Source organism: Streptomyces capillispiralis (assembly GCF_007829875.1).
In the GTDB taxonomy this organism is placed as follows: Bacteria; Actinomycetota; Actinomycetes; order Streptomycetales; family Streptomycetaceae; genus Streptomyces; species Streptomyces capillispiralis.
In genome coordinates this window covers 2,699,328-2,724,051 of the sequence record NZ_VIWV01000001.1, presented here as the reverse complement: position 1 = coordinate 2,724,051, position 24,724 = coordinate 2,699,328, and the positions used below count along the sequence as shown (strand labels likewise).

Genomic DNA, 24,724 nt, shown 5'->3' with positions numbered 1-24,724 from the left:
CCGGGTGCGCGGGATCGCTGGAACGGGCCTCGACGCGCAGCTCGCGCGGGCCTCTGCCTGATCACACGTGTCCGTCAGCGCGAACACGGATGGATCTTGCGGCTCCGCTTCGAACCCTACGTCAATTCGACGCGGGTGAGGCTCCCGGAAGGGTGATAAGAATCCGGCATCCCCGCTCGGATTCGGCCACTCCGATCCGGCCGCCGTGCAGATCGACGGCCCAGCGGGCGATCGCCAGGCCGAGTCCGGTGCCGCCGTCGCTGCCCGGGCCGTGCGGCCGGTTGACGTTGCCGCGGTTGAACCGTTCGAAGACGCGGTGCCACTCGGTTCGCGGAATGCCGGGACCCTCGTCCAGCACCTCCAGCTCCAGCGACTCCGCCTGGGTGCCGCGCCGCGCCCTGACCGTCACCCGGCCGTGCGGCGGGCTGTGCTTGACCGCGTTGTCGATGAGGTTGGCGACGACCTGGTGGATCCGCTCCGGGTCGGCGTGCGCCACGAGCTCCGGCGGCGAGACGTCGAGGTGCAGATGGACGTCCGTACGGGTGTGGCTGCCCGAGCCGGAGGCCATGCCGGCGCGGGCCGAGGCGACCATGTTGGCCTCCTTGAGCACGCCGGACAGGTACGGCCACACCTCGAACCGGCGCTTCTTCAGCGGGACGACGCCGTTGTCCAGGCGGGACAGGTCCAGGAGCGTCTCGACGAGCCGTCCCAGGCGCTCGGTCTGCCGCAGGGCCGTGCGCATCGTCTCGGGATCGGCCTGGGTGACGCCGTCGACGATGTTCTCCAGCACCGCGCGCAGCCCCGCGATGGGGGTGCGCAGCTCGTGCGAGACGTTGGCGACCAGCTCCTTGCGCTGGGCGTCCTGGGCCTCCAGCTCGTCGGCCATGGCGTTGATCGTCTGGGCCAGGTCGCCCAGCTCGTCCCGCCGGTTCTCGCGGACCCGGCGGGTGTAGTCGCCGTGCGAGATGGACCGGGCCACGGCGTTCATGTCGTCCAGCGGCGCGGTGAGCGAGTGCGCCACGAACTGCGTGATGAGCAGGGTGGCGATCATCGAGAAGACCGTGATGAAGCGCAGCTCCGTCTTGGTGTGCACGGCGATCACCGACAGTCCGGTGGTGATCAGGACCGAGACGACGACCAGCGCACCCAGCTTGGTCTTGATCGAGAACGGGCGAACACCGCCCCAGGGCGGCGCCTGCCCGTGGTCTCGGCGTCCGGTCGGCCCGTCGCTCATGGCGTCGGCGTCTCCAGGGCGTAGCCCACGCCGTGCACGGTGCGGATGCGCTCGGCGCCGATCTTCCGGCGCAGCGCCTTGATGTGGCTGTCCACGGTCCGGGTGCCGGAGGCGTCCGCCCAGTCCCAGACCTCGGCCAGCAGCTGCTCGCGGGAGAGCACCGCGCGGGGCGTGTTCGCCAGGCACACCAGGAGGTCGAACTCGGTGGGCGTCAGGTGGACGTCCTCGCTGCGCACCCGCACCCTGCGCTGCGCGTGGTCGATCTCCAGCTCGCCCAGGCGCAGGATGCCGCTGCGCGGGGTCGTCGCCGCGAGGGCCGCCCGCTCCATGCGGCGCAGCAGCACATGCACGCGCGCCGCCAGTTCCCGCATGGAGAAGGGCTTGGTCATGTAGTCGTCGGCGCCGACGCCCAGGCCGACCAGCATGTCGGTCTCGTCGTCGCGCGCGGTGAGCATCAGTACCGGCACCGGACGCTGGGCCTGCACGCGACGGCAGACCTCCAGTCCGTCGAAGCCCGGCAGCATGATGTCGAGGATCAGCAGGTCGGGCTGCCAGGCCTCTGCCGTGTCCACCGCGGACGGGCCGTCGCCCGCCGTTTGCACCAGGAATCCCTCGGCGCGAAGGCGGGTCGCGATGGCGTCCACGATCGTCGCATCGTCCTCGACCACCAGAACCCTGCGCTGAGCGCCGGGGGTGGTCGTCGCCGTGCCGTTGTGGGAGGTGTGTGTCTGCTCCATCGCCCGCCCCTGAAGTGTGCTTTCCGGAACCGTGGGGTGATCCGTGATCTGCGCATGACTGCGATTGACGCTTGAATGATCCGCGTCAGGGCAGCAGCGTACGGGGAGTCACCGCACCATTGCTATCCAGGGCGGACGCCGATGTGCACGACGTCCGGAACGCCCCGGGCAACGGGGATCTCTTCGGTACGCACCTGTTGGAACCCGGCATTCCGCAAGGTTCCCTCGAATTCCGGGGACGGCTTGGCGGACCAGACCGCGAGTACCCCGTGCGGCCTCAACACCCTTGCGCAGCTTGCCAGTCCGGCCGGCGAGTAGAGCCCTCCGTTGTCCTCGGTGACGGTCCAGTCGGGGCCGTTGTCGATGTCGAGGCACAGCGCGTCGAACGTGGCGGATGTCTCATTGACGAACGCGACGAGATCCGCCTCGACGATCTCCGTGCGGGGGTCGGCGAGCGCCTCCGCGGAGAGCCCGGCCAGCGGTCCCGCGCGGTGCCACCCGATGACCGCCGGTTCGCGCTCCACCACGGTGATCCGCCCCCAGCGGGGCTGTGCGGCGGCGTGTGCGAGCGAGAAGCCGACGCCGAGGCCGCCGATCAGGACGTGCGGACCGGGCTCCCCGTCCGCCCCGGCGGGGTCGAGGGCGGCCAGCGCGGCGTCGACCAGCCGTCGCTCCGAGCGGCCGTCGGAGGTGTCCATCAGGAAGCAGCCGTTGGCGATGATCTGCAGCAGGCCGCCGTGCCTGCGCAGCACGACCTCGCCGTACGGGCCCTCGCGGCGGTCCAGGACTTCGGGAATGTCGTACGGGGTGGACATGCGTTCATCCTGACAGCTCGGTTTCGCGCGGCGGCCGGGCGGCGAGCGCCCCGGACCGGTGATCGCTGAGAGCGAACGCGGCTCTGGGAACATTCGGCGGCTCACGTGCATTGAGTCGGCATAACTCAACTTGACTGCCGAAGGGGAGATCATGGCTGCTGAGTCCACACCGCTCGCCCTGCCTGTGCTGCCGCTCGACGACGAGGTCGTGCTGCCCGGGATGGTGGTTCCGCTGGACCTGAGCGACTCCGAGGTGCGCGCGGCGGTGGAGGCCGCCCAGGCCGCCGCCGGCGCCGAGCCGGGGAAGCCCAGGGTGCTCCTGGTGCCACGCGTCGACGGGACCTACGCCGGCACCGGCGTGCTGGGCACGGTCGAGCAGGTCGGCAGGCTGGCCGACGGCGACCCCGGCGCACTGATCCGCGGCCGGGGCCGCGTGCGGATCGGCGCCGGGACCACCGGGCCGGGCGCGGCGCTGTGGGTGGAGGGCACCCGCGTCGACGAGAGCGTGCCGGAACCGCTGCCGGGGCAGGTCACCGAACTGGTCAAGGAGTACAAGGCGCTCGCCACCGCCTGGCTGCGCAAGCGCGGCGCCTGGCAGGTCGTCGACCGCGTCCAGGCCATCGACGACGTCTCCGCGCTCGCCGACAACTCCGGCTACTCGCCGTTCCTGACCACCGACCAGAAGGTCCGGCTCCTGGAGACCGCCGACCCGGTCGCCCGCCTCAGGCTCGCGACCCAGCAGCTGCGCGACCACCTCGCCGAGCAGGACGTCGCCGAGACCATCGCCAAGGACGTCCAGGAGGGCGTCGACAAGCAGCAGCGCGAGTTCCTGCTCCGGCGCCAGCTCGAAGCCGTCCGCAAGGAGCTGCGCGAGCTCAACGGCGAGAAGGAGGGCGAGGAGTCCGACGACTACCGGGCCCGCGTGGAGGCCGCCGACCTGCCGGAGAAGGTCCGCGAGGCCGCCCTCAAGGAGGTCGACAAGCTGGAGCGCGCCTCCGACCAGTCGCCCGAGGGCTCCTGGATCCGCACCTGGCTCGACACGGTCCTGGAGATGCCGTGGAACGAGCGCACCGAGGACGCCTACGACATCCAGGGCGCCCGGGCCGTCCTCGACGCCGAGCACGCGGGTCTGGACGACGTGAAGGAGCGGATCACCGAGTACCTGGCGGTGCGCAAGCGGCGCAGCGACCGGGGCCTCGGCGTCGTCGGCGGCCGGCGCGGCGGCGCCGTGCTGGCCCTGGTGGGCCCGCCCGGCGTCGGCAAGACCAGCCTCGGCGAGTCCGTCGCCCACGCGATGGGCCGCAAGTTCGTCCGGGTCGCCCTCGGCGGCGTCCGCGACGAGGCCGAGATCCGCGGCCACCGGCGCACGTACGTCGGCGCGCTGCCCGGCCGGATCGTCCGGGCGGTCAAGGAGGCCGGTTCCATGAACCCGGTCGTCCTGCTGGACGAGATCGACAAGGTCGGCTCCGACTTCCGCGGCGACCCGGCCGCGGCCCTGCTCGAAGTGCTCGACCCGGCCCAGAACCACACCTTCCGGGACCACTACCTGGAGGTCGAGCTGGACCTGTCCGACGTGGTCTTCCTCGCCACGGCCAATGTCCTGGAAGCCATCCCCGAGGCCCTGCTCGACCGCATGGAGCTGGTCCGCCTCGACGGCTACACGGAGGACGAGAAGGTCGTCATCGCCCGCGACCACCTGCTCCCGCGCCAGCTGGAGCGCGCCGGGCTGGACCGGGACGAGGTGACGATCGACGAGGGCGCGCTGCGCAGGCTGGCCGGCGAGTACACGCGTGAGGCGGGGGTGCGCACCCTGGAGCGGTCCATCGCGCGGCTGCTGCGCAAGGTCGCGGCCCAGCACGAACTGGGCGAGCGGGAGCTGCCCTTCACCGTGACCGACGGCGACCTGCGGGACCTGATCGGCCGGCCGCGCCACGTGCCCGAGTCCGCCCAGGACCCGGCCGAGCGCCGTACCGCCGTCCCCGGCGTGGCCACCGGGCTCGCGGTGACCGGCGCCGGCGGTGACGTCCTCTACGTGGAGGCGTCCCTGGCCGACCCGGAGACCGGCGCGGCGGGCCTGACCCTGACCGGCCAGCTGGGTGACGTGATGAAGGAGTCCGCGCAGATCGCGCTGAGCTTCCTGCGCAGCCACGGGGCCGAGCTGGAACTGCCGGTGGGCGACCTGAAGGACCGGGGCGTGCACATCCACTTCCCGGCGGGCGCGGTGCCCAAGGACGGCCCGAGCGCGGGCGTCACCATGACCACCGCCCTGGCCTCGCTGCTCTCCGGCCGGCTGGTGCGCACCGACGTGGCGATGACCGGCGAGGTCTCGCTGACCGGGCGGGTGCTCCCGATCGGCGGGGTGAAGCAGAAGCTGCTCGCCGCGCACCGCGCGGGGATCACCACCGTGATCATCCCCAAGCGCAACGAGCCCGACCTGGACGACGTCCCGGCGGAGGTGCTGGAGAAGCTGGACGTCCACGCCGTCACCGACGTCCGCCAGGTGCTGGAGCTGGCGCTGGCGCCGGCCGTGAACGGCGCCACGCCGGAGGTTCCGGTCGCCGCGTGACGGAGGCGGCCGGACGAGGGAAGGCCCGGGCGGCCCCGTGAGGGGGGCTCGGGCCTTCGCCGCGCGGGGGCGCGTCCCGGGCGGCCTCGCCGGGGGCGGTACGGGCGGCCGGTCAGCCCAGCGCCAGCGCCCGTACCCGGTCCAGGGTGCCGTTGAACCGGTCGTGGTCCCCGACGACCGGCCCGGTCGAGGTGTACTGCCACATCGTGTACGCGCCCCAGCCGGCGGGCAGTTCGCCCACGGCGGAGGCGTACCGGGCGATCCACAGCGGATGGGCGGCGGCGAAGCCGGCGTGGTTGCCGGTGCACTGCTTCCACCAGCTGGTGGCCGTGTAGATGACGGCGTCGCGGCCGGTGCGGGCCCGGTACCGGTCCAGGAAGTCGCGGATCCAGCTCACCATGGCGCTCGGCGACTTGCCGTAGCACGCGGCGCCGTACGGGTTCCACTCGATGTCGAGCACGCCCGGCAGGGTCCGGCCGTCCGCCGTCCAGCCGCCGCCGCGGTCGACGAAGTAGTCGGCCTGGGCGGCGCCGCCCGCCGTGTCGGGCGTGGCGAAGTGGTAGGCGCCGCGGATCATGCCGACGTCGTACGCGCCGCCGTACTGCTGGGAGCGGTACGGGTTGGTGTAGTAGGTGCCCTCCGTGGCCTTCGCGTAGGCCCACCGGACCCCGCTGTTCCACAGCGTCGCCCAGTCCACGTTGCCCTGGTGGCTGGAGACGTCCACCCCCTCCGTCTGGGTGGCGGTGCGGGCGGTGGGCGGGCCGCCCCGGCCGTCGTGGGCGAGGACGCCCATGCCCATGTGGGCGGAGCCGCGGGGAGGGGCGCCGGGGGAGGACCCGGTCGCGGCGGCCGTCTGGGGGAGGGAGAGCACCGCGAGCAGGACCGCACCGGCGGTCGCGAGCGCGGGTATACGGGTGAAGCCGGATCTGTGCACGGGCATGGCGTATCTCCGAAAGGTCTGTGGGGGTAAACCCGGAAGGTGACCCACATCGCGAGGTGTGGGCCTGCCGTGTCATCGCCTGCTGGAGAACCTGCGCACGTGGACCACGACAGGGCGGGCGTCCACGCGCTGCCGTTGGTCTACGCCTGCGAAATACTGGCGGAGCCGCGACGACGTCGCCACTTGGCGGGACACCTCCGGAACCGGAAGACCGAGGCAGGATCAGACGTGCACGAAGACGGAAACGGCGGCGCGGGACAGGCCCCCTCCCCGGAGCCCGCACCCGGTGTGGACCAGCCCGGATTCCTCGCGCTGGAACGCGAGTTGACGGTGCTGCTGCGGCGCGCCCGGGCCAGCCAGGGGGAGATGGCCCGCGCCGTCCACCCCGACCTGGAGCCGTCCGCGTACGGCTTGCTGGTCCGTCTGGATGAGTGCGGCCGGCAGCGGGCCACCGAGCTGGCCGCCTACATCGGCGTCGGCAAGGCGACGATGTCGCGCCAGCTGCGCGCGCTGGAACAGCTCGGGCTCGTCGCCCGCGAACCGGACCCCGCCGACGGGCGGGCCTGGCTGGTCGCCCTCACCCAGGAGGGCCACGACCGGGTGCGCCGGGTCCGTGAGGCGCGCCGCGCGCGCTACGCCGGCCGGCTCGCCGACTGGGACCCGGCCGAGGTCACCGAGCTGGCCCGACTGCTGAACCAGCTGAACCGGGGCATGGAGAAATGACCGGCGGGCGGCGGCCCCCGGGCCGTCACAGCTCCACGTAGACCACCGTCGCGTCGTCGTGGATCTTGCCCCGGCGCGGCGGCACCCGGTCCGCGTCCGCCCGCTCCAGCGTGCGCACCCGGTCCACCAGGGCCTGCGGGCCCTCCTTGCGCACCAGCGTCAGACAGTCCGCCCAGCCGCCCCGGTGGAACCGCTCCACCCAGCGCGCCGCACCGTCCGTCAGCGCGGCCAGGGCGCGCACCTCGCCGCGCGGCAGCGAACCGGTGACCGCCCGGGAGGCCACCGAGGGATCCGCCGCCGCCGTGAAGAAGCCGCCCTCCCGGTTACGCAGAGTGGCGTCCACCAGGCTTTCACTGGTGAGCGCCGCACGGGGCAGCAGGGACAGCCGGTCGTCCACCAGCGCGGTGACCGCGCCGCCCGGGGACTCGACCAGCAGCGCCGAGTCCGACAGGACCAGGTACTCGACCGAGGCCGGTGACCAGCGGGCCAGCGCCACCGTCGCCTGGGGCGTGCGGGGGTGAGAAAGGTCACAGGTTGCCGAGTGGCTCCCGGCGGTACGGGTCAGGGCACGGGACAACAGCTCGGCCAGGGGAACATCCGGGAGGGAAACGGTCAGTTCGGTCAGCGCCCCGCCCAGCCGGGCGGTGTACCAGGGGACGGAATGCAGGCAGCCGCCCCCGTCCCCCGGTGGCGTGACCCCGTCCAGCACCACGAGCGAACCGCCCTGTCCGGAGGCCGGAAGTCCGACGCTCGCGAAGTCCTCGTTGGGGCGGCCCGGATCGCCGGGCTCCGAAACAAGTTCCGTACGCATCCGGCCAGTCTGCACGAGCCCTTCACATGGGGCGCCGCGGGCCGCCGAGGGCCGCCCCTTCCCCGCAGCCGCGCAGGTCAGGCGCCTGTTTTGGGAGGGAATGCAGTGCTCCGGGAAGGCGTGGCGGCGAATATTGCCACCGCCCGCCGCAGACGTCCAACCGGCGGGCCGGACACGGCCGCTGCCGGGGGCAACGGAACTTGCTCCCCAACTCACGTCCGATGTTCACTCCTTCGAGTGGCGGGTCAGGTGATGCGCATCCACTGTCCACGGGCACTGGGAGGGTCGGGGAGCGATGGGGGCGCCCCGCTGCCCGAGCGCGGTCGAGCGCTCGGGTCGGACGTCCGAATCCGTTGACGGAGCGTCACCCGGGCCCACGGGTACACGAGTCAGGAATGCGAGCACCGGTGCAGAAGTCGCGGCCTCGTCGCAAAGGCAAGCAGACGGCCCCCGCGGGGGACGAGCAGACGCCCACCGTCGGCAGGGGCCGCCCCACCCACGTACGCAACCGGCTCATCGTGGCCGTGGCGGTCGTGGCCGCGGCGATCGCCGGCGCCGGGGCACCCTCCGTGCTCACGGCCTCGGGGCAGCTCCATGACGCGCAGGAACTGGTGACGCTCGCCGAGCGGACCCAGGACGCCCTCACGCTGGCCCACTCCCTCGCCGACGAACGCGACGAGGTCGTCCCCTACATCGCGGCCGGCCGCTCCAAGTCCCGGGCGCCCTCTGAGGAGCACAGCGCCCGCGTCGACCGGCAGGTCGAGGAACTGCGCGCCGACACCGACACCCCGCGGGGGCTGCGCGAGGACCTCGACGCCATCGCGGCCGTGCGCCGGGCGGCGCTCACCGGCAAGAGCAGCGCCCTGGAGGCGCACCAGGCGTACTCCACCGCCATCACCCAACTGCACCGGCTCGCCGAACAGCTGGCGGAGCAGACCCCGCCGCGCGCCGGCTCCGGCGCCCACGCGCTCGCCGAACTGGACTCCGCCGTCCAGCAGGCCGCCGCCACCCGCGGACTGCTGCTCGCCGCGCTCGACGTGCCGAGCAGCACGCGGACCGTGATCGACCCGATCACCGGCCTGCCCTCCACGACCAGCGGCTCCTCCGACGCCGACACCGAGCGGCGCGACGAGCTGACCGCCGCCGCGCTCCAGGCGCGGCTGCGCTCCGACGCGGCCCTCGCCGACTTCCGCGACACCGCGCCCAAGAGCTCCCGCGCCTCCTACGACTCCACGGTCACCGGCCCCGAGGTCGGCTCCGCCGAGAAGTACCTCGCGGACCTCACCGACGAACCGTCCCTCTCCGACGGCGAACTCGACACCGACACCAAGAAGCTGCGGGCCGCGCTCACCGCGCGGATCGAGATGATGCGCGGGGTGGAGTCCGCCCTCTTCGAGCAGCGCACCAAGGACCTCGCCCAGCTGCGCGACGACGACGTCACCGAGCTGGAGATCCGGATCGCCGTCCTCGGCGCCCTGATGCTGCTCACGATCGGCATCGCCACCGCGATGGCCCGCACGCTCACGCGTCCGCTGTCCGTGCTGCGCCGGGGTTCCGCCCGCCTCGCCGGGGCGGACGACCCCACGAGCCAGGAGCCGGTCACCTTCACCGGCCGCAACGACGAGTTCGCCCAGGTCGTCCGCTCCGTCAACACCCTGCACGCGCACGCCGTCGCGCTCGCCGAGCGGATCGCCACCCTGGAGGCCGACCGCAAGCACCTCGTCGGACAGCGGCAGAAGATGGCCGACGCCCGCGAGGAGCTGCGCACCGAACTCGCCGAGTCCACCGCCCACCTGGAGCGGCTGCGCACCAGCATCGGCAGCACGTTCGTCAGCCTCGCGCTGCGCACGCTCGGGCTGGTCGAGCGGCAGCTCGGCGTCATCGAGGGGCTGGAGGAGCGGGAGGACGACCCGGACCGGCTGGCCACGCTGTTCAAGCTCGACCACTTCGCCACGGTCATGCGCCGGCACAGCGAGAACCTGCTGGTCCTCGCCGGTACCGAGCACGTCCAGCACACGGCGGGTCCGGTTCCGCTCGTGGACGTCGTACGGGCCGCGGTCAGCGAGATCGAGCGGTACGAGCGGGTGCGGATCGCCGCGCTGCCGCCGCACGCGCACATCGCCGGGTTCGCCGCCGACGACCTCTCCCACCTGCTGGCCGAGCTGCTGGAGAACGCCACGTCGTCCTCCCCGCCGGACCTGCCCGTCGAGATCTCCGGCTGGCTGCTGGAGAACGGCGAGGTCATGCTCTCCGTGCGGGACGAGGGCATCGGCATGACCGGGGAGCGGCTGGAGCGGCTCAACGCCCGGCTGTCCGACTTCGACCCGGAGACCACGTACGACGCGGAGGGTGAGGACGGTCTCGGCCTCGGCCTGTACGTCGTCGCCCGGCTCGCCCACCGGCACGCGGTGCGGGTCCAGCTGCGCGAGCAGAAGCAGGGCGGCATCGCGGCGGTCGCCGTCCTTCCCGAGACCCTGCTGACCTCCGCCGCGCGGGACGCGGTCCCCGTCACCGGCTCCGCCCAGACCGTCTCCCTGCCGGGCGCCGACGCCGAGGCCAACTCCAACGTGCTGCCCGGCCGCACGGAGGGCACCGACCCGCTGGTCGCCCTGGCGGAGAAGGCGGTACGCCGCAGGGACGCCGGCGCCGGGGAGGCGCCGGAGGACGCGTCGGGGGAAGTGCCGGGGGAGACCGCGGCGGAGCGTGCGAGCGGGGCCGGCCCGGACGGGACGGCCGAGTCCGCGGACTCCACGACCGAGGACACGTCCGGGGACCGTGCGGCCGATACCGCGACGGGGCACCCGGAGGGCGCCGGGACAGACCGTGACGAGTCCGCCGGTGCGGACGCCGTACCGGCCGAGCGGCCCGCCGAGATGACAATGGAGCTGCTGATCCCGGCCCAGCCGGACGGGGCCGACGCTCCGGTCCCGACGGAGGGCCCGGGGTCCGGTGCCGTACGGCCGGGCGACGGTCACGCGTCCGGCGACACCACCGGTGCCGAGACCGTTCCCGGCGGCGCGGCGCGCCCGTCCGCCGACGACGCGCCCGCACCCGTCGACCGCCCGGAGACCGACGCCGTACGCCCGGGTCCGGGACACGGCACCGGGACCGACGACGGGTACGGGGTCGCCCGCCCGGACACCGGAGCCGACGGCCAGTTCGCGTCCGCCGGCCCGGACTCCGGTACCGACGGCCAGTTCGCGTCCGGCGGCCCGGACCCGGCACCCACGGGCGCCGGTACGGACACCAGGCCCGGGGCCACGGAGGACGGCGCCGCGGCCCGGCCCGCCGAGGACGGTGCCGAGGGGCGGGAGGCCGGTGCGGCCGGTTCCGGGCGGGGCGGGCTGCCGCGGCGGCCGCAGCCCGCGGCCGGTGACGGTGCCGAGCACACGCGGGTGCCGGACGGGCCGGAGGACGAGGAGCCGATCACGGCCAAGGGGCTCCCCAAGCGCACGCCGAAGATCAGCGCGCCCGCCGAGGCGCCACGGCCCCGCAGCGGTGCCGTGGACGCCGAGGCGCTGCGCCGACGGCTCGGAGGGTTCCGCCGGGGGGCGGACGCGGGGCGCCGGGACGTCGAGGCGGAGATCGCCGAGCGGACCGGACACCACCCGACGCAGACCGACACGACCGCACCATCCGCAGAAGCCACGGGGGGCACAGTCGAGGAGGCAAGCAGTTGACCGCGCCCAGTACCTTCGGACTGAGCAGTGAGGCCCGCAACCTGCACTGGCTGCTGACCAACCTCGTCGAGGAGGTGCCCGGCATCCTCTCCGTCGCGGTGGTCTCCTCCGACGGTCTGCTGCTCCTGTCCTCCGACCCGTCCCGCAACACCGAGGCCCGCGAGGCCGGGGGCGGCAAGCGCACCGGGCCGCGCGGCTCCGCCGCCGACCTGGCCACCGTCGTGTCCGGCATAGGCAGCCTCACCATCGGTACCTCGAAGCTGATGGACTTCGGTCCGGTCAAGCACACGATGGTCACCATGGACGAGGGCAGCCTGTTCGTGATGTCCATCAGCGACGGTTCGCTGCTCGGCGTGCACGGTTCCGCGGAGTGCGACATGAGTGTCGTGGCGTACCACATGGCGCTGTTCGTCGGCCGCGCCGGCCACGTCCTGACCCCCGAGCTCCGCAGCGAGCTGCGCAAGAACCTGGAGTCCGAGTCCACCGGGAGTCCCCGATGAGCAGTACGCCCAGGAAACATCTCCCGGTCCGCGGCGGTGACCGCAAACCCGCCCGGGTCCGTCCCTACTCGCTCACCGGCGGCCGGACCCGCTTCGGCCACGTCCTGCTCGTCGAGACGTTCGTCGGCGCCACGGCGGGGACCGCCGCCCTCGACGCCGCCGAGGAGCGCAGGGAACTGACGAACGGAAACCTCACCTCCCGCGTGATGCCGGAGATGCGGGCCATCGTCGAACTGTGCCGCCGCATGCGTACGGTGGCTGAGATCGCCGCGCTGCTGAAGATGCCGCTCGGTGTGGTCCGCGTGCTCCTGAGCGACCTCGCCGACCAGGGAAAGATCCGTGTCTACGGAACGGGAACCGGCCACGGCACGGGCCGCCCGGACCGCGTGCTGCTGGAAAGGGTGCTGAGTGGACTCCGTCGTCTCTGACGCCGCTCACGGCGTCTCCCCGCTCGTCGCAGAGGACGAGCCCCTGCTGCCCTGGCAGAAGGACCGCACCCGTGCACCGGTCGCCACGAAGATCGTGGTGGCCGGCGGCTTCGGCGTCGGCAAGACCACCCTGGTCAGCACCGTCTCGGAGATCACGCCCCTGGAGACCGAGGCGCTGATGACCGAGGCGAGTGAGGAGCACGACGACCTCACCGCCACGCCGGACAAGGTCACCACCACCGTGGCCATGGACTTCGGCCGCATCACGCTCGACGACGACCTGGTGCTCTACGTCTTCGGGACCCCGGGGCAGCAGCGCTTCTGGTTCATGTGGGACGACCTGGTGCGCGGCGCGATCGGCGCCGTCGTCCTGGCCGACACCCGGCGCCTGAAGGACTGCTGGCCGGCGCTGGACTACTTCGAGAGCTGCGGACTGCCGTACGTCGTCGCGGTCAACCACTTCGACGGCAGTGAGGAGTTCGAGCCGGAGGACGTGCGGGAGGCGTTGACGATCCCGGCGCACATACCTGTAATGATCATGGATGCGCGCCGTCGGATCTCGGTCATCGAGACCCTCTTGTCCCTCGTGGGCCACGCGCTCGACGAAACGCCCGAGTAGTCCCCCTTAGGAGCGTCCCCGTATGCGGAAGATACTCGTCGTGGGGGCCGGCCAGTCCGGTCTCCAGCTCGCCCTCGGCCTCCAGTCGCACGGGTACGAGGTCACCCTGATGTCCAACCGGACCGCGGACGAGATCCGCACCGGACGGGTGATGTCGACGCAGTGCATGTTCCACACCGCCCTGCAGCACGAGCGCGATCTCCAGCTGAACTTCTGGGAGTCCCAGGCCCCGAAGATCGAAGGACTCGGCGTCTCGGTCGCGGCCCCCGGCTCCTTCGACCCGGGCCCCTCGCAGCGGGCGATCGACTGGCTGGGCCGGCTCGACGGGTTCGCGCAGTCGGTGGACCAGCGGGTGAAGATGGCCGGCTGGATGGAGACCTTCGCCCAGCGCGGCGGCCAGCTGGTCATCCACGGCGCGGCCGTCGGCGACCTCGACTACTTCTCCCGCGCCTACGACCTGGTGCTCGTCTCGGCCGGCAAGGGCGAGCTGGTGCAGATGTTCGGCCGGGACGCCTCGCGCTCCCCGTACAGCGAGCCGCAGCGCGCCCTCGCCGTCGCCTACGTCCACGGTCTCGGCCCGCGCCCGGAGCACCCGGAGACCGAGGCGGTCCGCTGCAACCTGGTCCCCGGTGTCGGCGAGATGTTCATCATGCCGACGTACACCGTCTCGGGCCGTGCCGACATCCTGTTCTGGGAGGGCATACCCGGCGGCCCGCTGGACGCCTTCAAGGACGTCAAGGACCCGGCGGAGCACCTCTCCCTGACCCTGGAACTCATGGAGCGGTTCCTCCCCTGGGAACACGCGCGGGCCACCAAGGCCGAACTGACCGACGCCGGCGGCACCCTCGCCGGCCGCTACGCCCCCACCGTCCGCAACCCCGTCGGCCGGCTGCCCGGCGGCGGGCTGGTCCTCGGCGTCGCCGACGTGGTCGTGGCCAACGACCCGATCACCGGCCAGGGTTCCAACTCGGCGTCCAAGTGCGCCGCCTCCTACCTCGCCTCGATCCTGGAGCACGGCGAGAAGGAGTTCGACGAGACCTGGATGCAGGCCACCTTCGACCGCTACTGGGAGACGGCCCGCCACGTCACCAAGTGGACGAACGCCATGCTCGCCCCGCCGCCGGAGCACGTCCTCGGCCTGATCGGCGCGGCGGGCGAGATCCAGCCGGTCGCCGACCGGTTCGCCAACGGCTTCAACAATCCGGCCGACTTCGAGAACTTCTTCTACGAGCCGGAGAAGACCCAGGCCTACCTGATGGAGGTGTCGGGCGCCGCGGGCGCCTGAGCGGGCACCCGCGCCGGCCCGCCGCGTCACCTCCGCCAGAACAGGTGGTGCGTCACGCCGCTCGGGCTGGGCACGACCTCCAGGTGGTACCGGTCGAGCAGCTCCTCGGGCGACTCCCACAGCCGCAGCCCCGCACCGAACCGCACCGGTGACACCGCCACGTGCAGGGTGTCGACGAGGCCGGCGTCGAGGAACTCCCGGATCGTGGTGACCCCGCCGCCGAGCCGTACGTCCTTGCCCCCGGCCGCCGCCTTCGCCTCGTCGAGGACGGCGGCCGGGTCGCCGGACACGAAGTGGAACGTCGTGTCGGAGAGGGTGAACGACGGACGCGGGTGGTGGGTCATCACGAACACCGGCGTGTGGAACGGCGGTTCGTCACCCCACCAGCCGCGCCAGTCGTGGTTCTCCCAGGGCCCGCGCTGGGGGCCGAACTTGTTGCGGCCCATGATCTCGGCGCCGACGTTGTGGGTGAAGTCCCGGGTGAAGTAGTCGTCCAGGCCGCGGGTCCCGCCCGGGTCGGTGCGGTTGGGCCAGCTCGCCGTGGCGCCGGCCCAGGACCACAGGGCCTGAGCGCCGGGCAGCCCGAACGGGCTCTCCAGGCTCTGCTCCTCACCGGCGGCGACGCCGTCACTCGACACGTTGAAGTTCTGCACGCGCAGCAGCTGACTCATGGGGCTCCTCACGGATCGTCGAACACGGACAAGACCGTCCCGGCCGCTGAAACTCATCGCCGCCGGTGCGGCCGGCGGCCACGCCTCAGCCGGTGGCCGGGGGCGCGGTGGCCGCCGCGTACCCCTCGTCCGGCCCCGCCGTGGCCCCCTCCGGCAGCTCCGGCGGCACGTACTCCGGCACGGGCCTGCCCCCGGGGTCGGGACGTACGGCGCCGAGGACCGGGTTGGCCGCGATCGGGGAGACCTTGATCCTCGCGCCGGGCCGGGGCGCCTGCACCACCATGCCGCCGCCGAGGTAGAGGGCGACGTGCGTGGCCTCGGGGAAGTAGACGACGAGGTCGCCCGGCCGCAAGTCCCTCAGCGGCACCCGCTCCAGCCGCGCCCACTGCTCCTGGCTGGTCCGGGGGATCGGCGTGCCGGCCCTGCCCCACGCCTCGGAGGTCAGCCCCGAGCAGTCGTAGGTCTCCGGGCCCTCCGCCCCCCACTCGTAGGGCTTCCCGAGCTGCTCCACCGCGTACCGCACGGCCCGGTCGCCCGCCTCGGAGGGCGGGCGGGCGCCGCTCAGCGCGCCGGAGGCCACCAGTTCCTCCTGGGCCTTCGCCACCTCGGCCCGCTCCAGCTCGGCCAGTGCGGCCAGTTCCTCGGCGGTGAGCGAGGCGAGCAGTTCCTCCACGTCGCGCAGCCGCTCGCGCACCTCGTCCCGCTCCCGCTCGCGCCGCTCGGTGAGCGCGGTCCGGTCGGCGAGCGCCTCGCGCGCGCGGCGGGCCAGTTCGCCCGCCTGCTTCTCGGCGCCGGTCAGCCGGCCCACCGTCTCCGCCCGCTGCCGCGCCAGCTGCCCGATCACCTGGCCCTGGTCGAGCGCGCCCTGCGGGTCGCGCGCGAGCAGCAGACGGACGTACGGGGAGATGCCGCTGACGCTCTGGTACTGCTGGCGGGCCAGCCGTCCGGCCGCGCTCCGGCTGTCGTGGAGGGAGAGCCGGGTGCGGGCGAGGGCCCGGTCCAGCCGCTCGGTCTCGGCGCGCTGTTCCTTCAGCCGCTCCTCGGTGGCGTTGTAGGTCTCGGTGGCCTTCTCCGCCTCCCGGTACAGGGTCTGAAGCTCCGTCAGCAGTGCGGCGACGGAGCGTTCCCCCGGGGCGGCCGGTTCCGGGGCGGCCGTCGCGGGCACGGGTGCGAGCACGGTCCCGGCCGCCACCGCCGCCGTGCACACCAGACGCAGGAGCATTCCTGACACGCCATCACCTCCGACGCGGAACGGCCCCTCCGTTCCGCATCGCGAGCATCAGGCGGGTTCCCGCGGCCCGCTCGCCGAGTGTGCGCGGTTCGGCGCAACGGGGTCACCCGTCGGTGTCCTCCGGCTTGCCCGGCGGCGTGGCGTCCGGACCGGGCGCGGGCTTCGACCAGGGCCACTTCAGCCGGCCGCGCTCCGCGCCCGTGGGGTCGTAGAGGTACTTCCACCCCCGGGTCAGTCCGGTCCGCGAACTCTGCCCCCGGGGCACCCGCCGGTAGACCAGCACGGTGGCCGGACCGCCGTCGGGGGCCGGGACGGGGATGCGGTACGTCTTGGGCGGGTGCCCGGTGATGCCCAGCAGCACGGGCAGGACGCGTCCGTCCATGGGGCCGCCCTCGAAGGGGGTGTCTTGGCTCTTCACGCCACCAGTTTCGGCCATGGGCCCGGAGCCGGTGGTGCGGGCGGTCGTCAGAGGTCCATGGCCAGGGCCTGGACCAGCGCGTCGGTCTGCGCGTCGCGCCGCGCGGTCACCGCCAGCACCGCCACGAACTGCTCCACCAGCCAGTCCCGCAGTTCGTCCAGTGGCGGCTGCTTCTCCTCGTCCAGCCAGATCAGGGAGGCCGCCTCCACCGCCGTGATCCACATCCGGATGGTCATTCGCAGCCGGGGCCCGGGCTCGGGGACCTCCAGATGGCTGAGGATGTGCTCGGCGGCGGCCCGGCGCACCCCGTCGACGATCGCGGTCGTACGGGAGGTCTCCACGACGCTGCCGCCCTGGAGCAGCGCGCTGAACCCGGCGTCGTGCTGGTCGACGAAGGCGAGGTAGCGGTCGAGGGCCCGGGAGAGACGGGGCAGCAGGGGGCCCTCGTGCGGCTCGTCGAAGCAGGTGCGCAGCTCGTCGGCGGCGGACCTGAGGGCCGCCTCGTACAGCTGCTGCTTGCCGCCCGGGAAGTACCGGTAGACCAGGGGGCGGGACACGCCGGCCGCCTCCGCCACGTCGTCCAGGGACACGTCCTCCGGGGCGCGGTGGGCGAAGAGGGACAGCGCGGCCTCGAGCAGCTGGCTGCGGCGTTCCTCGACGCTGAGGCGCCGGTAGGCGGGGGTGGGGGCCTGCGGGGTCATGCCCGCAGCGTAACCGCCCGCCTTCGGCGGCCGCCTAGGCGAGCAGCCCGGAGGACCTCCACAGCCGCCGGCCGACCCCGCGCAGCACACCGATGTCGTCCAGGAAGTCCGTGAGCCGCTTCGCGCCCTGCTGCATCACGTCCCGGCGGTGGCCGCTCGCCCGGACCTGGGCCACGGCCGCCCGCTTGTCCAGGCCGACGTTGGTGTAGACCTCGGGGTTGACGAAGGCCACGGAGAACACCCGGGCGAACTCCCCGGAGGTGACCCGGGTGAACTCCCGCGACCACTTTGGCGCGGTCAGCATCTGGCGCCGCAGCTCCTCACGGGCGTACCGCACGTGCCGCGCCTCCTCGACGACGTGGATCCGCGTGACGCCCCTGATCAGGGGCTGGACCCGCTCGTCCGGGAAGGTCAGGCGCTGCATCCAGTCCAGCACCTCCTCGCCGAGCAGGGTCGCGGTGAAGGAGCCGGGGGTGGTGGAGACCGTCTTGAACAGCCGGCCGAGGTTCTGGTGCACCCGGCTCACCGGGTACCACGGGGTGCCGCCGCGGGTGATCAGCCGGGCGAACATCTTGGAGTGCCGGCACTCGTCCTCGATCTCGGTGAGGGCGTAGCGCACGTGCGCGCTCGTGGCGGCCTTGTCGTAGATGTGCCGCACCAGGAGCTGCATCAGGATCAGCTCGAACCAGATGCCGAGCGAGGCGAGCGCGGCGGCCTCGTGCCGCGAGAGCAGGATGCGCTGCTCCTCGCTCATCCGCTTCCACATCGGCGTGCCGTACAGCGACACCAGTTCCGGCGGCCAGAACCACTTGCCCTCCTCGAAGGGCGCGTCCCAGTCCAGCTCCTCGTCCGGGTCGAAGGAGTGCTTCGCGGACGAGTCGAGCAGCCGCTGGGCCACCTGCTCCCGGTCCTTGAGCAGGCCGAGCGCGTCACGCAGGCCGGCGAGGGCGTCGGCTTCCGACAGGGTCGTCATGGCGGTTCCACCTCAGGGGCGTCTCGGGTCACCGGTGGTTCACCCCACTTATGAGACTGCCTGTCAGCAAGGCCGTCAATCCCCCGCGCACGAGTTGTCGACGACCGGTCCACCGGGCGCGGGCGTCGAACGGCGCGCACGTCCGCCGCCGGACCGGGCAGCCGAGCACCACTCGCCGTGCCGCGCCGGTATCCGGCGGTGGCGGCCCGGTGCCTGAACGCCGCCAGGGCGTCGGCGAGTGGTGCCCGACGCCTACGGCTTCAGTACCGCTTCCATCACCGCCCGCGCGATCGGCGCCGCCGTCCCGCCGCCGCTGATCTCCCGCCGGTTCGCCGCGTCCTCGACCACCACCGCCACCGCCACCCTCGGTTCCATGTCCTCCTCGCGCTGCGCCCAGGAGATGAACCAGGCGTAGGGCGTCCCCGAGTTGCCCAGGCCGTGCTGGGCGGTGCCGGTCTTGCCGCCGACCACGGTGCCGGGGATCGCGGCCTTCTTGCCGGTGCCGTCCTCCACCACGCCCCGCATCAGTTCCCGCATCCTCATCGCCGTCGCCGGATGCATGGCCCGCCGCACCGGCCGGGCACCCGCCGCGGACACCGTGCCGCCGCCCGCCCGCGTGGTCCGCTCCACCAGATACGGCTCCCGCACCTGCCCGCCGCTCGCGACCGCCGCGGCGACCATCGCCATCTGCAGCGGCGTGGCGCGGGTGTTGTACTGCCCGATCGACGACAGCGCCAGCTGCGACCGGTCCACCGTGGTGTCGAACGTGCTGCGCGCCACCCGGAACGGGATCCGCAGATCCCCGTCGTTGAACCCGAAGCCGTGCGCCATGGCCCGCATCCTCGCCACGCCCGTGGTCACGCCCAGCTTGGCGAACACCGTGTTGCAGGACTGGACGAACGCCTCCCGCAGCGAGGCGTCCGCGCAGCCCCGCGCTCCGTTGGTCAGCCGGGTCGTCGTCCCCGGCAGGGTGTACGGGTCGGGAGAGTCGGTCGGCTCGTCGAGGTCGTCCACCACCCCCGCGTCCAGCGCCGCCGCCGCGGTGACCACCTTGAACGTCGACCCCGGCGGATACGTCCGCTGCACCGCCCGGTTCAGCATCGGCCGGTCCGGATCGGCGTTCAGCCGGGCCCAGGCCTCCCGCGCCGTCCGCCCGTTCCCCGACAGCAGTCCGGGGTCGTACGACGGGACCGACACCAGCGCCAGGACGCGGCCGGTCGACGGCTCCACCGCCGCCACCGCGCCCTTGCGCGAGCGCAGCCCCTCGTACGCCGCGCGCTGCGCCGCCGGGTCGATCGTCGTCATCACCTTGCCGCCCGCGTTGCGGGAGCGGGTGAACTCGTTCCACAGCGGCAGCGGCGCGAGCACCGGGTCGGCGCCGGACAGCAGCCCGTCCTCCGTGTGCTCCAGCAGGGTCGTGCCGTACTCCTGCGAGGCGAAACCGGTCACCGGCGCGTACAACGGCCCGTCCCGGTACGTCCGTTCGTAGCGCAGGTGCTCCCCGGTGTCCCGTGAGCCGGTCACCGGCCGGCCCGCGACCAGGATGTCGCCGCGCGGCTGCTGGTAGCGGGTGATGGTGTCGCGGCGGTTGGCCGGGTCGGCGCCGTAGGCGTCGGCCCGCAGCACCTGGACGCGGGCCGCGTTCACCAGCAGCGCGGCCAGCAGCAGGACGCAGAACAGGGCGGCGTGCCGGATGTGGCGGGTCACCGGATGTCACCTCCGCCGCCCTGCCGCCGGGCGCGGTCGCTCAGCCGCACCAGCAGGGCCACGATCGTCCAGTTGGTCACCACCGACGAGCCGCCCTGCGCCAGGAACGGCATCGCCATCCCGGTCAGCGGGATCAGCCCGGTCACCCCGCCCGCGATCACGAACACCTGGAGCGCCACGATGGAGGCGAGGCCCACGGCGAGCAGCCGCCCGAACGGGTCGCGCAGGGCGAGCCCCGCCCGGTAGCCGCGCTCCACCAGCAGCCCGTAGAGCAGGAAGATCGCGGACAGTCCGGCCAGGCCCAGCTCCTCCCCGGCCGTCGCCAGGATGAAGTCGGACTTGACCGCGAAGCCGATGAGCACGGAGTGCCCGAGCCCGAGCCCGGTGCCGAGGATCCCGCCCTCCGCGAAGGCGAACAGGGACTGGGCGAGCTGGTTCGGGCCCTCGCCCGCCTCGATGGAGGCGAAGGGGTGCAGCCAGGTCTCGATCCTGCCGTGCACGTGCGGTTCCAGCCGGCCCACGGCCGCCGCCCCCAGCGAGGCCAGCAGCAGGCCGACGGCGATCCATCCGGTGCGGCCGGTGGCGACGTACAGCAGGACCACGAACAGGCCGAAGAACAGCAGCGAGGTGCCGAGGTCCCGCTCCAGCACCAGCACGCCCACACTGACCAGCCAGACCGCGACGATCGGCCCGAGCACCCGCCCGGTGGGCAGTTGCAGGCACCAGACCCTGCGGCCCGCGTAGGTGAGGGCGCCCCGGTTCGCGGCGAGGTACGCGGCGAAGAACACCGCCAGCAGCACCTTCGCGAACTCGCCGGGCTGGATGGAGAATCCGGCGACCCGGATCCAGATCCGGGCGCCGTTCACCGCCGGGAAGAGGATCGGGACCGTCAGCAGGACGAGCGCGACGGTGACGCAGAGGTAGGTGTAGCGCTGGAGCACCCGGTGGTCGCGCAGCACCAGGACCACCACGGTGAACAGCGCCACGCCCAGTGTCGACCACACCAGTTGGGTCGGGGCGGCCGGATCGCCCGGCGCCTCCAGGTCGAGCCGGTAGATCAGCACCAGGCCGAGGCCGTTGAGCAGGACCCCGATGGGCAGTGGGAGCGGGTCGGCGTGCGGGGCGCGCCAGCGCACCGCCAGATGCGCGACCAGCGCGAGCACGCCGAGCCCGGCGCCGTAACCGGCGGCGCCGGGCGGGACGGTGCCGTTCCTGGCGAGGCCGACGGCGCAGTATCCGTACACCGACAGCAGCACGGCCAGGACGATCAGGGCGAGTTCGATGCCGCGGCGCCGGGGGAGGCGGACGGTGGGCGCCGCGGGCGGATCCACCGTTTCCAGGGTGATGCCGGCCTTGCTCATGTCCGGAACTTACCCATACCGGGCGCCTTGCGGGCTTCGTCGCTCAGCACCAGCGTGGCGCGGGACCGATGTTGTCGATGTGACGGGCCGGCCCCCAGGCCCAGGTGCCGTCCGTGAGGAGGTACCAGAGGGGGTTGCCGTCCACCTTCTCGCCCGGGACCTTGCAGAAGATCGAGACGATGTCGCCCTTGTGGACGTGCCGGATGATCTGCGAACCCCGGTTGGGGGCGCTGCGCAGGGCCAGCGAGTGCGTCGTGACGACACCCTTGTACTCGCCCTGGTCGTCACCGTTGCCGCCGGTGGGCTGGTGGTGCTCGTCGCCGTTGCCACCGGTGACCTGGTGGTCGCCGTTGTTGCCTTGGTTGTTTCCTTGCTGGCCGCCGCCTTGGTTGTTGCCCTGACCGCCGCCCTGGTTGTTGCCCTGGTTCGGGTCGCCGTTGTCGTGGCCGCCGTTGCCGCCCTGCTGGTTGCCGCCGCCTTGCTGGTTGCCCCCCTGCTGATTCCCGCCCTGCTGGTTGTTGCCTTGCTGGTTGTTGCCTTGCTGATTTCCGCCCTGCTGGTTGTTGCCCTGCTGGTTGTTGCCTCCGTTGTCGTGGCCGTGACCACCCTGCTGGTTTCCGCCTTGCTGATTCCCCCCTTGCTGCTGATTCCCGCCCTGCTGATTCCCCCCTTGCTGCTGCTTGCCGCCTTGCTGGTTGCCCCCCTGTTGCTGGTTCCCGCCCTGCTGGTTGCCCCCCTGCTGACTCCAGCCGCCCTGGTCGCCCTGGTTGGGGTCGTCGGCGGCGAGGGCGGGGGCGGTGGCGGCCGTGATCACGAGGGCACCGGCGGCGAGCGCTATGGGCAGACGGCGGATGAGCGGGGGACGCGGGGACATGGCAGTACCTCCATGGAGGGGAGAAAACAGGTCGAAGGTGACTTGTCCGCCACACTAGGAGCGCCCCCCGGCACCCGCCCGCCCTGCTGCGCCATCGGGGACGGCACTGCGCCCTCCGGGGCATGGGGCGGGCCCCCGGCTACTCCGCCAGCTCCTCCAGCAGCCGTGCCGTGGTGAGCCCCGCGCGCAGGTAGTCGACGAAGAGCGTGTTGTGCAGGGCCCAGGACGAGCGGCGGGCGCGGATCAGCCGGATCGCCGCCTCCGAGGTGTCGCCCCGGCGCATCAGCGCGTGCGCGACCACCAGACCCGAGCGGTTGTACCCGTGGTAACAGCGCACGAGCACCGTACGGCCGCCCTCCAGCGCCTCGCACGCCGCCTCGGCCAGCCGGATCACGCCCGCGAGCTGCGTCCCGTCGAGCGGCCCGTCGGGTATCGGCCACACATGGTGCTCGACCCCGGGGTCCGGCCCGTGCCCGGGCAGCCGCAGCAGCGTCTGCACAAGATCGAACCGCCCGTCCACCACCACGGACTCCAGCTGCCCGGACAGGCCCCGGAACTCGTGCCCGCCCATCCACAGACCGGGCACGATCTCGTTCCACGGACTGTCCGGAGCCGGTACGTCGGGTTGTTTCCCGCGGGTACGCAACGGCGCCTCCCCACCCTCACCGCCCAACTCCTCTCCAAGGTAACCGGCTTCTTGCCCCTGGAGCACCCCGCCTGTTCCCATGGACGTGGGGTGATGGTGCATGGACGGACTGCGCGTCATACCGACCTGGCGGCACGGCCGGGAACGGCTGTACGTCTGCCTCCCGGACGGCAGGAACCTCGCCTGGTACGACCGTGAGACGGCCCGGGTGAACCTGCTGGGCGGGGACCACGAGGCGGAGGTGCTCCGGGCCCTCGGCCCCTTCCTCACCGGCCCCGTCTCGGTCGGCCCGCCCCCGGTCCCCACCCCCGCCGAGCTGGCCCGGCTGTCCCTGCACCCCGACGACGACCTCGCGCCGAACCGCCCCGGCGAGGCACTGCTGATCGCCCTCGACCGTGACCCCGGCACGGCCCGCCGGCTGCGCCCCGACCCCCGCCGCAGGGCGCTCACCGCGGAGCGGACGGTGGGCGAGGCCCTGGACCGCATGGACGGCGCGGGCTGGCACGCCCTGCACTCGGTCCCGCTCCCCGGCGGCGACCGCATCCACCACCTGCTGATCGGCCCCGGCGGCCTGTACGCCGTCCACACCCTGTACGCCCACAAGCAGCGGGTGACGGTCGCCGACCCGCAGGTCGGACTCGGCCGGCACGCGCCGCGCCCGCTGCTGCGCCGCGTGCGGGCCGACGCCGACCGCGCAACCCACGCCCTGACGGCCGAGGTCCGCCCGGTGCTCGTCCTGGCCGGCGCCTCGGAGGTGACGCTCCCCGCCCCGCCCCGGGAGGTGCGCGTCCTGACCGACCGGGACCTCGGGAGCCTGACCCGTCCCGGCGGGGTGTTCAAACCGGCCGACGTGGAGGCCCTGCACGCGCTGGCCCGCGACCGGAACACCTGGTCACGGCTGTGACCGGCTGAGCGGGGCGCTCACGGCAGCGGCCCGGCGCGCCCCGGATCCAGCAGCGGGGCCAGCAGATCGCCGTAGTCCCGCACCCGCGGGGCGATGTCCGGCGCCAGCAGGGCCAGACGGTCCGGGGCCCGGCACTCCTCGACCTCGTCCCAGGTCACCGGCGCCGACACCAGCGGCTCGGCGCGGGCCCGCAGCGTGTACGGGGTGGCCGTGGTCTTGCGGGCCGCGTTCTGGCTCCAGTCGACGAAGACCTTCCCCGGCCGCAGGCTCCGGGTCATCCGGTGCAGCACCAGCGCCGGCATGGCCTTCTCCGCCTCGACGGCGAGCCCCTTGGCGTACTCCGACACCCGATCGGAGGAAGCGCCCCGCACCGCCGCGAGCAGGTGCAGCCCCTTCGACCCGGACGTCTTGGCGTACGCCTCGATCCCGTCCGCCGCCAGCCGGTCCCGCAGCCACAGCGCCACCTCGCAGCACTCCACGATCGTCGCCGGCGCCCCGGGGTCCAGGTCGAACACGATCCGGTCGGCCTGCCCCGGCGTCCCGACGAGCCACTGGTGGGTGTGGAACTCGGTGACGAGGTTCGCCGCCCACATCAGGCTCGGCAGATCCTGCACCAGCACCATCCGGGCCGGTCCCTCGGTCCTCGGCACCTCGGACGTGGTGACCCAGTCGGGCGTGCCCGGCGGCACGTTCTTGGTGAAGAACACCTGGCCGTCCGGCCCGTCGGGGTACCGCAGGAAGGACACCGGCCGCTCCCGCAGATGGGGCAGCAGCACATCGGCGACGGTCGCGTAGTAGTGCAGGACCTCCGCCTTGGTGAACCCGGTGGCGGGATACAGCACCTTCTCCAGATTGCTGAGCGCGAGCCGTCGCCCCTCCACCTCAGTGATAGGCGCCATA

General features: G+C 73.0%; 23 protein-coding genes. 8 read left to right on the top strand and 15 right to left on the bottom strand.

Going from position 1 to position 24,724, the window contains the following annotated elements; genetic code table 11:
* Positions 1 to 121 precede the first annotated feature (121 nt).
* From FHX78_RS11130 to FHX78_RS11120, 3 genes are all read right to left on the bottom strand, one after another.
* Positions 122 to 1,234, bottom strand: coding sequence for a HAMP domain-containing sensor histidine kinase (locus tag FHX78_RS11130; protein ID WP_145867285.1), 1,113 nt, complete (start codon positions 1,232 to 1,234; stop codon positions 122 to 124).
* Complete coding sequence (locus FHX78_RS11125) at positions 1,231 to 1,971, bottom strand: response regulator transcription factor (RefSeq protein ID WP_019522934.1); 741 nt, start codon at positions 1,969 to 1,971, stop codon at positions 1,231 to 1,233. Before FHX78_RS11125 ends, FHX78_RS11130 begins: the two co-directional genes overlap by 4 nt.
* Before the next feature lie 122 nt (positions 1,972 to 2,093).
* Positions 2,094 to 2,786 (bottom strand): spermine/spermidine synthase domain-containing protein, encoded by a 693-nt coding sequence (locus tag FHX78_RS11120; protein ID WP_145867284.1) that lies wholly within the window; start codon positions 2,784 to 2,786, stop codon positions 2,094 to 2,096.
* A gap of 151 nt (positions 2,787 to 2,937) precedes the next feature.
* Here FHX78_RS11120 and lon point away from each other — a divergent pair, with 151 nt between their 5' ends.
* A complete protein-coding gene (gene lon / locus FHX78_RS11115) occupies positions 2,938 to 5,352 on the top strand; it encodes an endopeptidase La (RefSeq protein ID WP_145867283.1) in 2,415 nt (804 codons plus the stop codon).
* Positions 5,353 to 5,464: 112 nt separating this feature from the next.
* Here the strand turns inward: lon and FHX78_RS11110 are convergent, their stop codons facing one another.
* Positions 5,465 to 6,292 (bottom strand): lysozyme, encoded by an 828-nt coding sequence (locus FHX78_RS11110; RefSeq protein ID WP_145867282.1) that lies wholly within the window; start codon positions 6,290 to 6,292, stop codon positions 5,465 to 5,467.
* Between the two features lie 228 nt (positions 6,293 to 6,520).
* On the opposite strand from FHX78_RS11110, the gene FHX78_RS11105 reads away from it, so the two are divergent.
* Positions 6,521 to 7,015 carry a MarR family winged helix-turn-helix transcriptional regulator gene (locus FHX78_RS11105; protein WP_145867281.1) on the top strand — a complete coding sequence of 165 codons (495 nt, stop codon included), beginning with the start codon at positions 6,521 to 6,523 and terminating at the stop codon, positions 7,013 to 7,015.
* Positions 7,016 to 7,040: 25 nt separating this feature from the next.
* Here FHX78_RS11105 and FHX78_RS11100 read toward each other — a convergent pair whose 3' ends face one another.
* A complete protein-coding gene (locus tag FHX78_RS11100; RefSeq protein WP_145867280.1) occupies positions 7,041 to 7,826 on the bottom strand; it encodes a protein phosphatase 2C domain-containing protein in 786 nt (261 codons plus the stop codon).
* 395 nt (positions 7,827 to 8,221) lie between these two features.
* On the opposite strand from FHX78_RS11100, the gene FHX78_RS11095 reads away from it, so the two are divergent.
* Genes FHX78_RS11095 through FHX78_RS11075 form a run of 5 tightly spaced genes read left to right on the top strand, consistent with a single transcriptional unit; the run spans position 8,222 to position 14,338 of the window.
* Positions 8,222 to 11,506, top strand: coding sequence for a sensor histidine kinase (locus tag FHX78_RS11095; RefSeq protein ID WP_145867279.1), 3,285 nt, complete (start codon positions 8,222 to 8,224; stop codon positions 11,504 to 11,506).
* Positions 11,503 to 12,006, top strand: a complete 504-nt coding sequence (locus tag FHX78_RS11090; protein ID WP_145867278.1) for a roadblock/LC7 domain-containing protein — start codon at positions 11,503 to 11,505, stop codon at positions 12,004 to 12,006. Before FHX78_RS11095 ends, FHX78_RS11090 begins: the two co-directional genes overlap by 4 nt.
* Positions 12,003 to 12,434: a DUF742 domain-containing protein gene (locus FHX78_RS11085; protein WP_145867277.1), complete on the top strand. Its 432-nt coding sequence runs from the start codon at positions 12,003 to 12,005 to the stop codon at positions 12,432 to 12,434. The genes FHX78_RS11090 and FHX78_RS11085 overlap by 4 nt, the downstream gene beginning before the upstream one ends.
* Positions 12,415 to 13,053, top strand: coding sequence for a GTP-binding protein (locus FHX78_RS11080; protein WP_145867276.1), 639 nt, complete (start codon positions 12,415 to 12,417; stop codon positions 13,051 to 13,053). The genes FHX78_RS11085 and FHX78_RS11080 overlap by 20 nt, the downstream gene beginning before the upstream one ends.
* Before the next feature lie 22 nt (positions 13,054 to 13,075).
* Positions 13,076 to 14,338: a styrene monooxygenase/indole monooxygenase family protein gene (locus FHX78_RS11075; RefSeq protein ID WP_145867275.1), complete on the top strand. Its 1,263-nt coding sequence runs from the start codon at positions 13,076 to 13,078 to the stop codon at positions 14,336 to 14,338.
* Positions 14,339 to 14,364: 26 nt separating this feature from the next.
* On the opposite strand, the gene FHX78_RS11070 is transcribed toward FHX78_RS11075, so the two are convergent.
* The 9 genes from FHX78_RS11070 to FHX78_RS11030 all read right to left on the bottom strand — a co-directional run bounded on the left by FHX78_RS11070 (position 14,365) and on the right by FHX78_RS11030 (position 22,920).
* Positions 14,365 to 15,009: a dihydrofolate reductase family protein gene (locus FHX78_RS11070; protein ID WP_145867274.1), complete on the bottom strand. Its 645-nt coding sequence runs from the start codon at positions 15,007 to 15,009 to the stop codon at positions 14,365 to 14,367.
* Positions 15,010 to 15,094: 85 nt separating this feature from the next.
* Positions 15,095 to 16,240, bottom strand: coding sequence for a C40 family peptidase (locus FHX78_RS11065; RefSeq protein ID WP_167531738.1), 1,146 nt, complete (start codon positions 16,238 to 16,240; stop codon positions 15,095 to 15,097).
* A 103-nt stretch (positions 16,241 to 16,343) separates the two neighbouring features.
* The gene (locus FHX78_RS11060; protein ID WP_145867273.1) at positions 16,344 to 16,658 is read right to left on the bottom strand and encodes a hypothetical protein; all 315 of its coding nucleotides are present in this window, start codon (positions 16,656 to 16,658) and stop codon (positions 16,344 to 16,346) included.
* Between the two features lie 47 nt (positions 16,659 to 16,705).
* The gene (locus tag FHX78_RS11055; RefSeq protein ID WP_145867272.1) at positions 16,706 to 17,359 is read right to left on the bottom strand and encodes a TetR/AcrR family transcriptional regulator; all 654 of its coding nucleotides are present in this window, start codon (positions 17,357 to 17,359) and stop codon (positions 16,706 to 16,708) included.
* 34 nt (positions 17,360 to 17,393) lie between these two features.
* Positions 17,394 to 18,332: an AurF N-oxygenase family protein gene (locus FHX78_RS11050; protein WP_145867271.1), complete on the bottom strand. Its 939-nt coding sequence runs from the start codon at positions 18,330 to 18,332 to the stop codon at positions 17,394 to 17,396.
* Between the two features lie 252 nt (positions 18,333 to 18,584).
* Positions 18,585 to 20,039, bottom strand: a complete 1,455-nt coding sequence (locus FHX78_RS11045) for a penicillin-binding transpeptidase domain-containing protein (protein ID WP_145867270.1) — start codon at positions 20,037 to 20,039, stop codon at positions 18,585 to 18,587.
* Positions 20,036 to 21,400, bottom strand: coding sequence for an FtsW/RodA/SpoVE family cell cycle protein (locus tag FHX78_RS11040; RefSeq protein WP_145867269.1), 1,365 nt, complete (start codon positions 21,398 to 21,400; stop codon positions 20,036 to 20,038). Before FHX78_RS11040 ends, FHX78_RS11045 begins: the two co-directional genes overlap by 4 nt.
* 43 nt (positions 21,401 to 21,443) lie before the next feature.
* On the bottom strand, positions 21,444 to 22,274 hold the full coding sequence (locus tag FHX78_RS11035; protein WP_145867268.1) for an SH3 domain-containing protein: 831 nt from the start codon (positions 22,272 to 22,274) through the stop codon (positions 21,444 to 21,446).
* Between the two features lie 139 nt (positions 22,275 to 22,413).
* Positions 22,414 to 22,920 (bottom strand): protein-tyrosine phosphatase family protein, encoded by a 507-nt coding sequence (locus FHX78_RS11030; RefSeq protein ID WP_145867267.1) that lies wholly within the window; start codon positions 22,918 to 22,920, stop codon positions 22,414 to 22,416.
* 100 nt (positions 22,921 to 23,020) lie between these two features.
* On the opposite strand from FHX78_RS11030, the gene FHX78_RS11025 reads away from it, so the two are divergent.
* Positions 23,021 to 23,824 (top strand): nuclease-related domain-containing protein, encoded by an 804-nt coding sequence (locus tag FHX78_RS11025; protein ID WP_145867266.1) that lies wholly within the window; start codon positions 23,021 to 23,023, stop codon positions 23,822 to 23,824.
* Between the two features lie 17 nt (positions 23,825 to 23,841).
* Here FHX78_RS11025 and ligD read toward each other — a convergent pair whose 3' ends face one another.
* Entirely contained in the window at positions 23,842 to 24,723 is an 882-nt protein-coding gene (gene ligD / locus FHX78_RS11020) for a non-homologous end-joining DNA ligase (protein WP_145867265.1), read from the bottom strand.
* Position 24,724 lies beyond the last annotated feature (1 nt).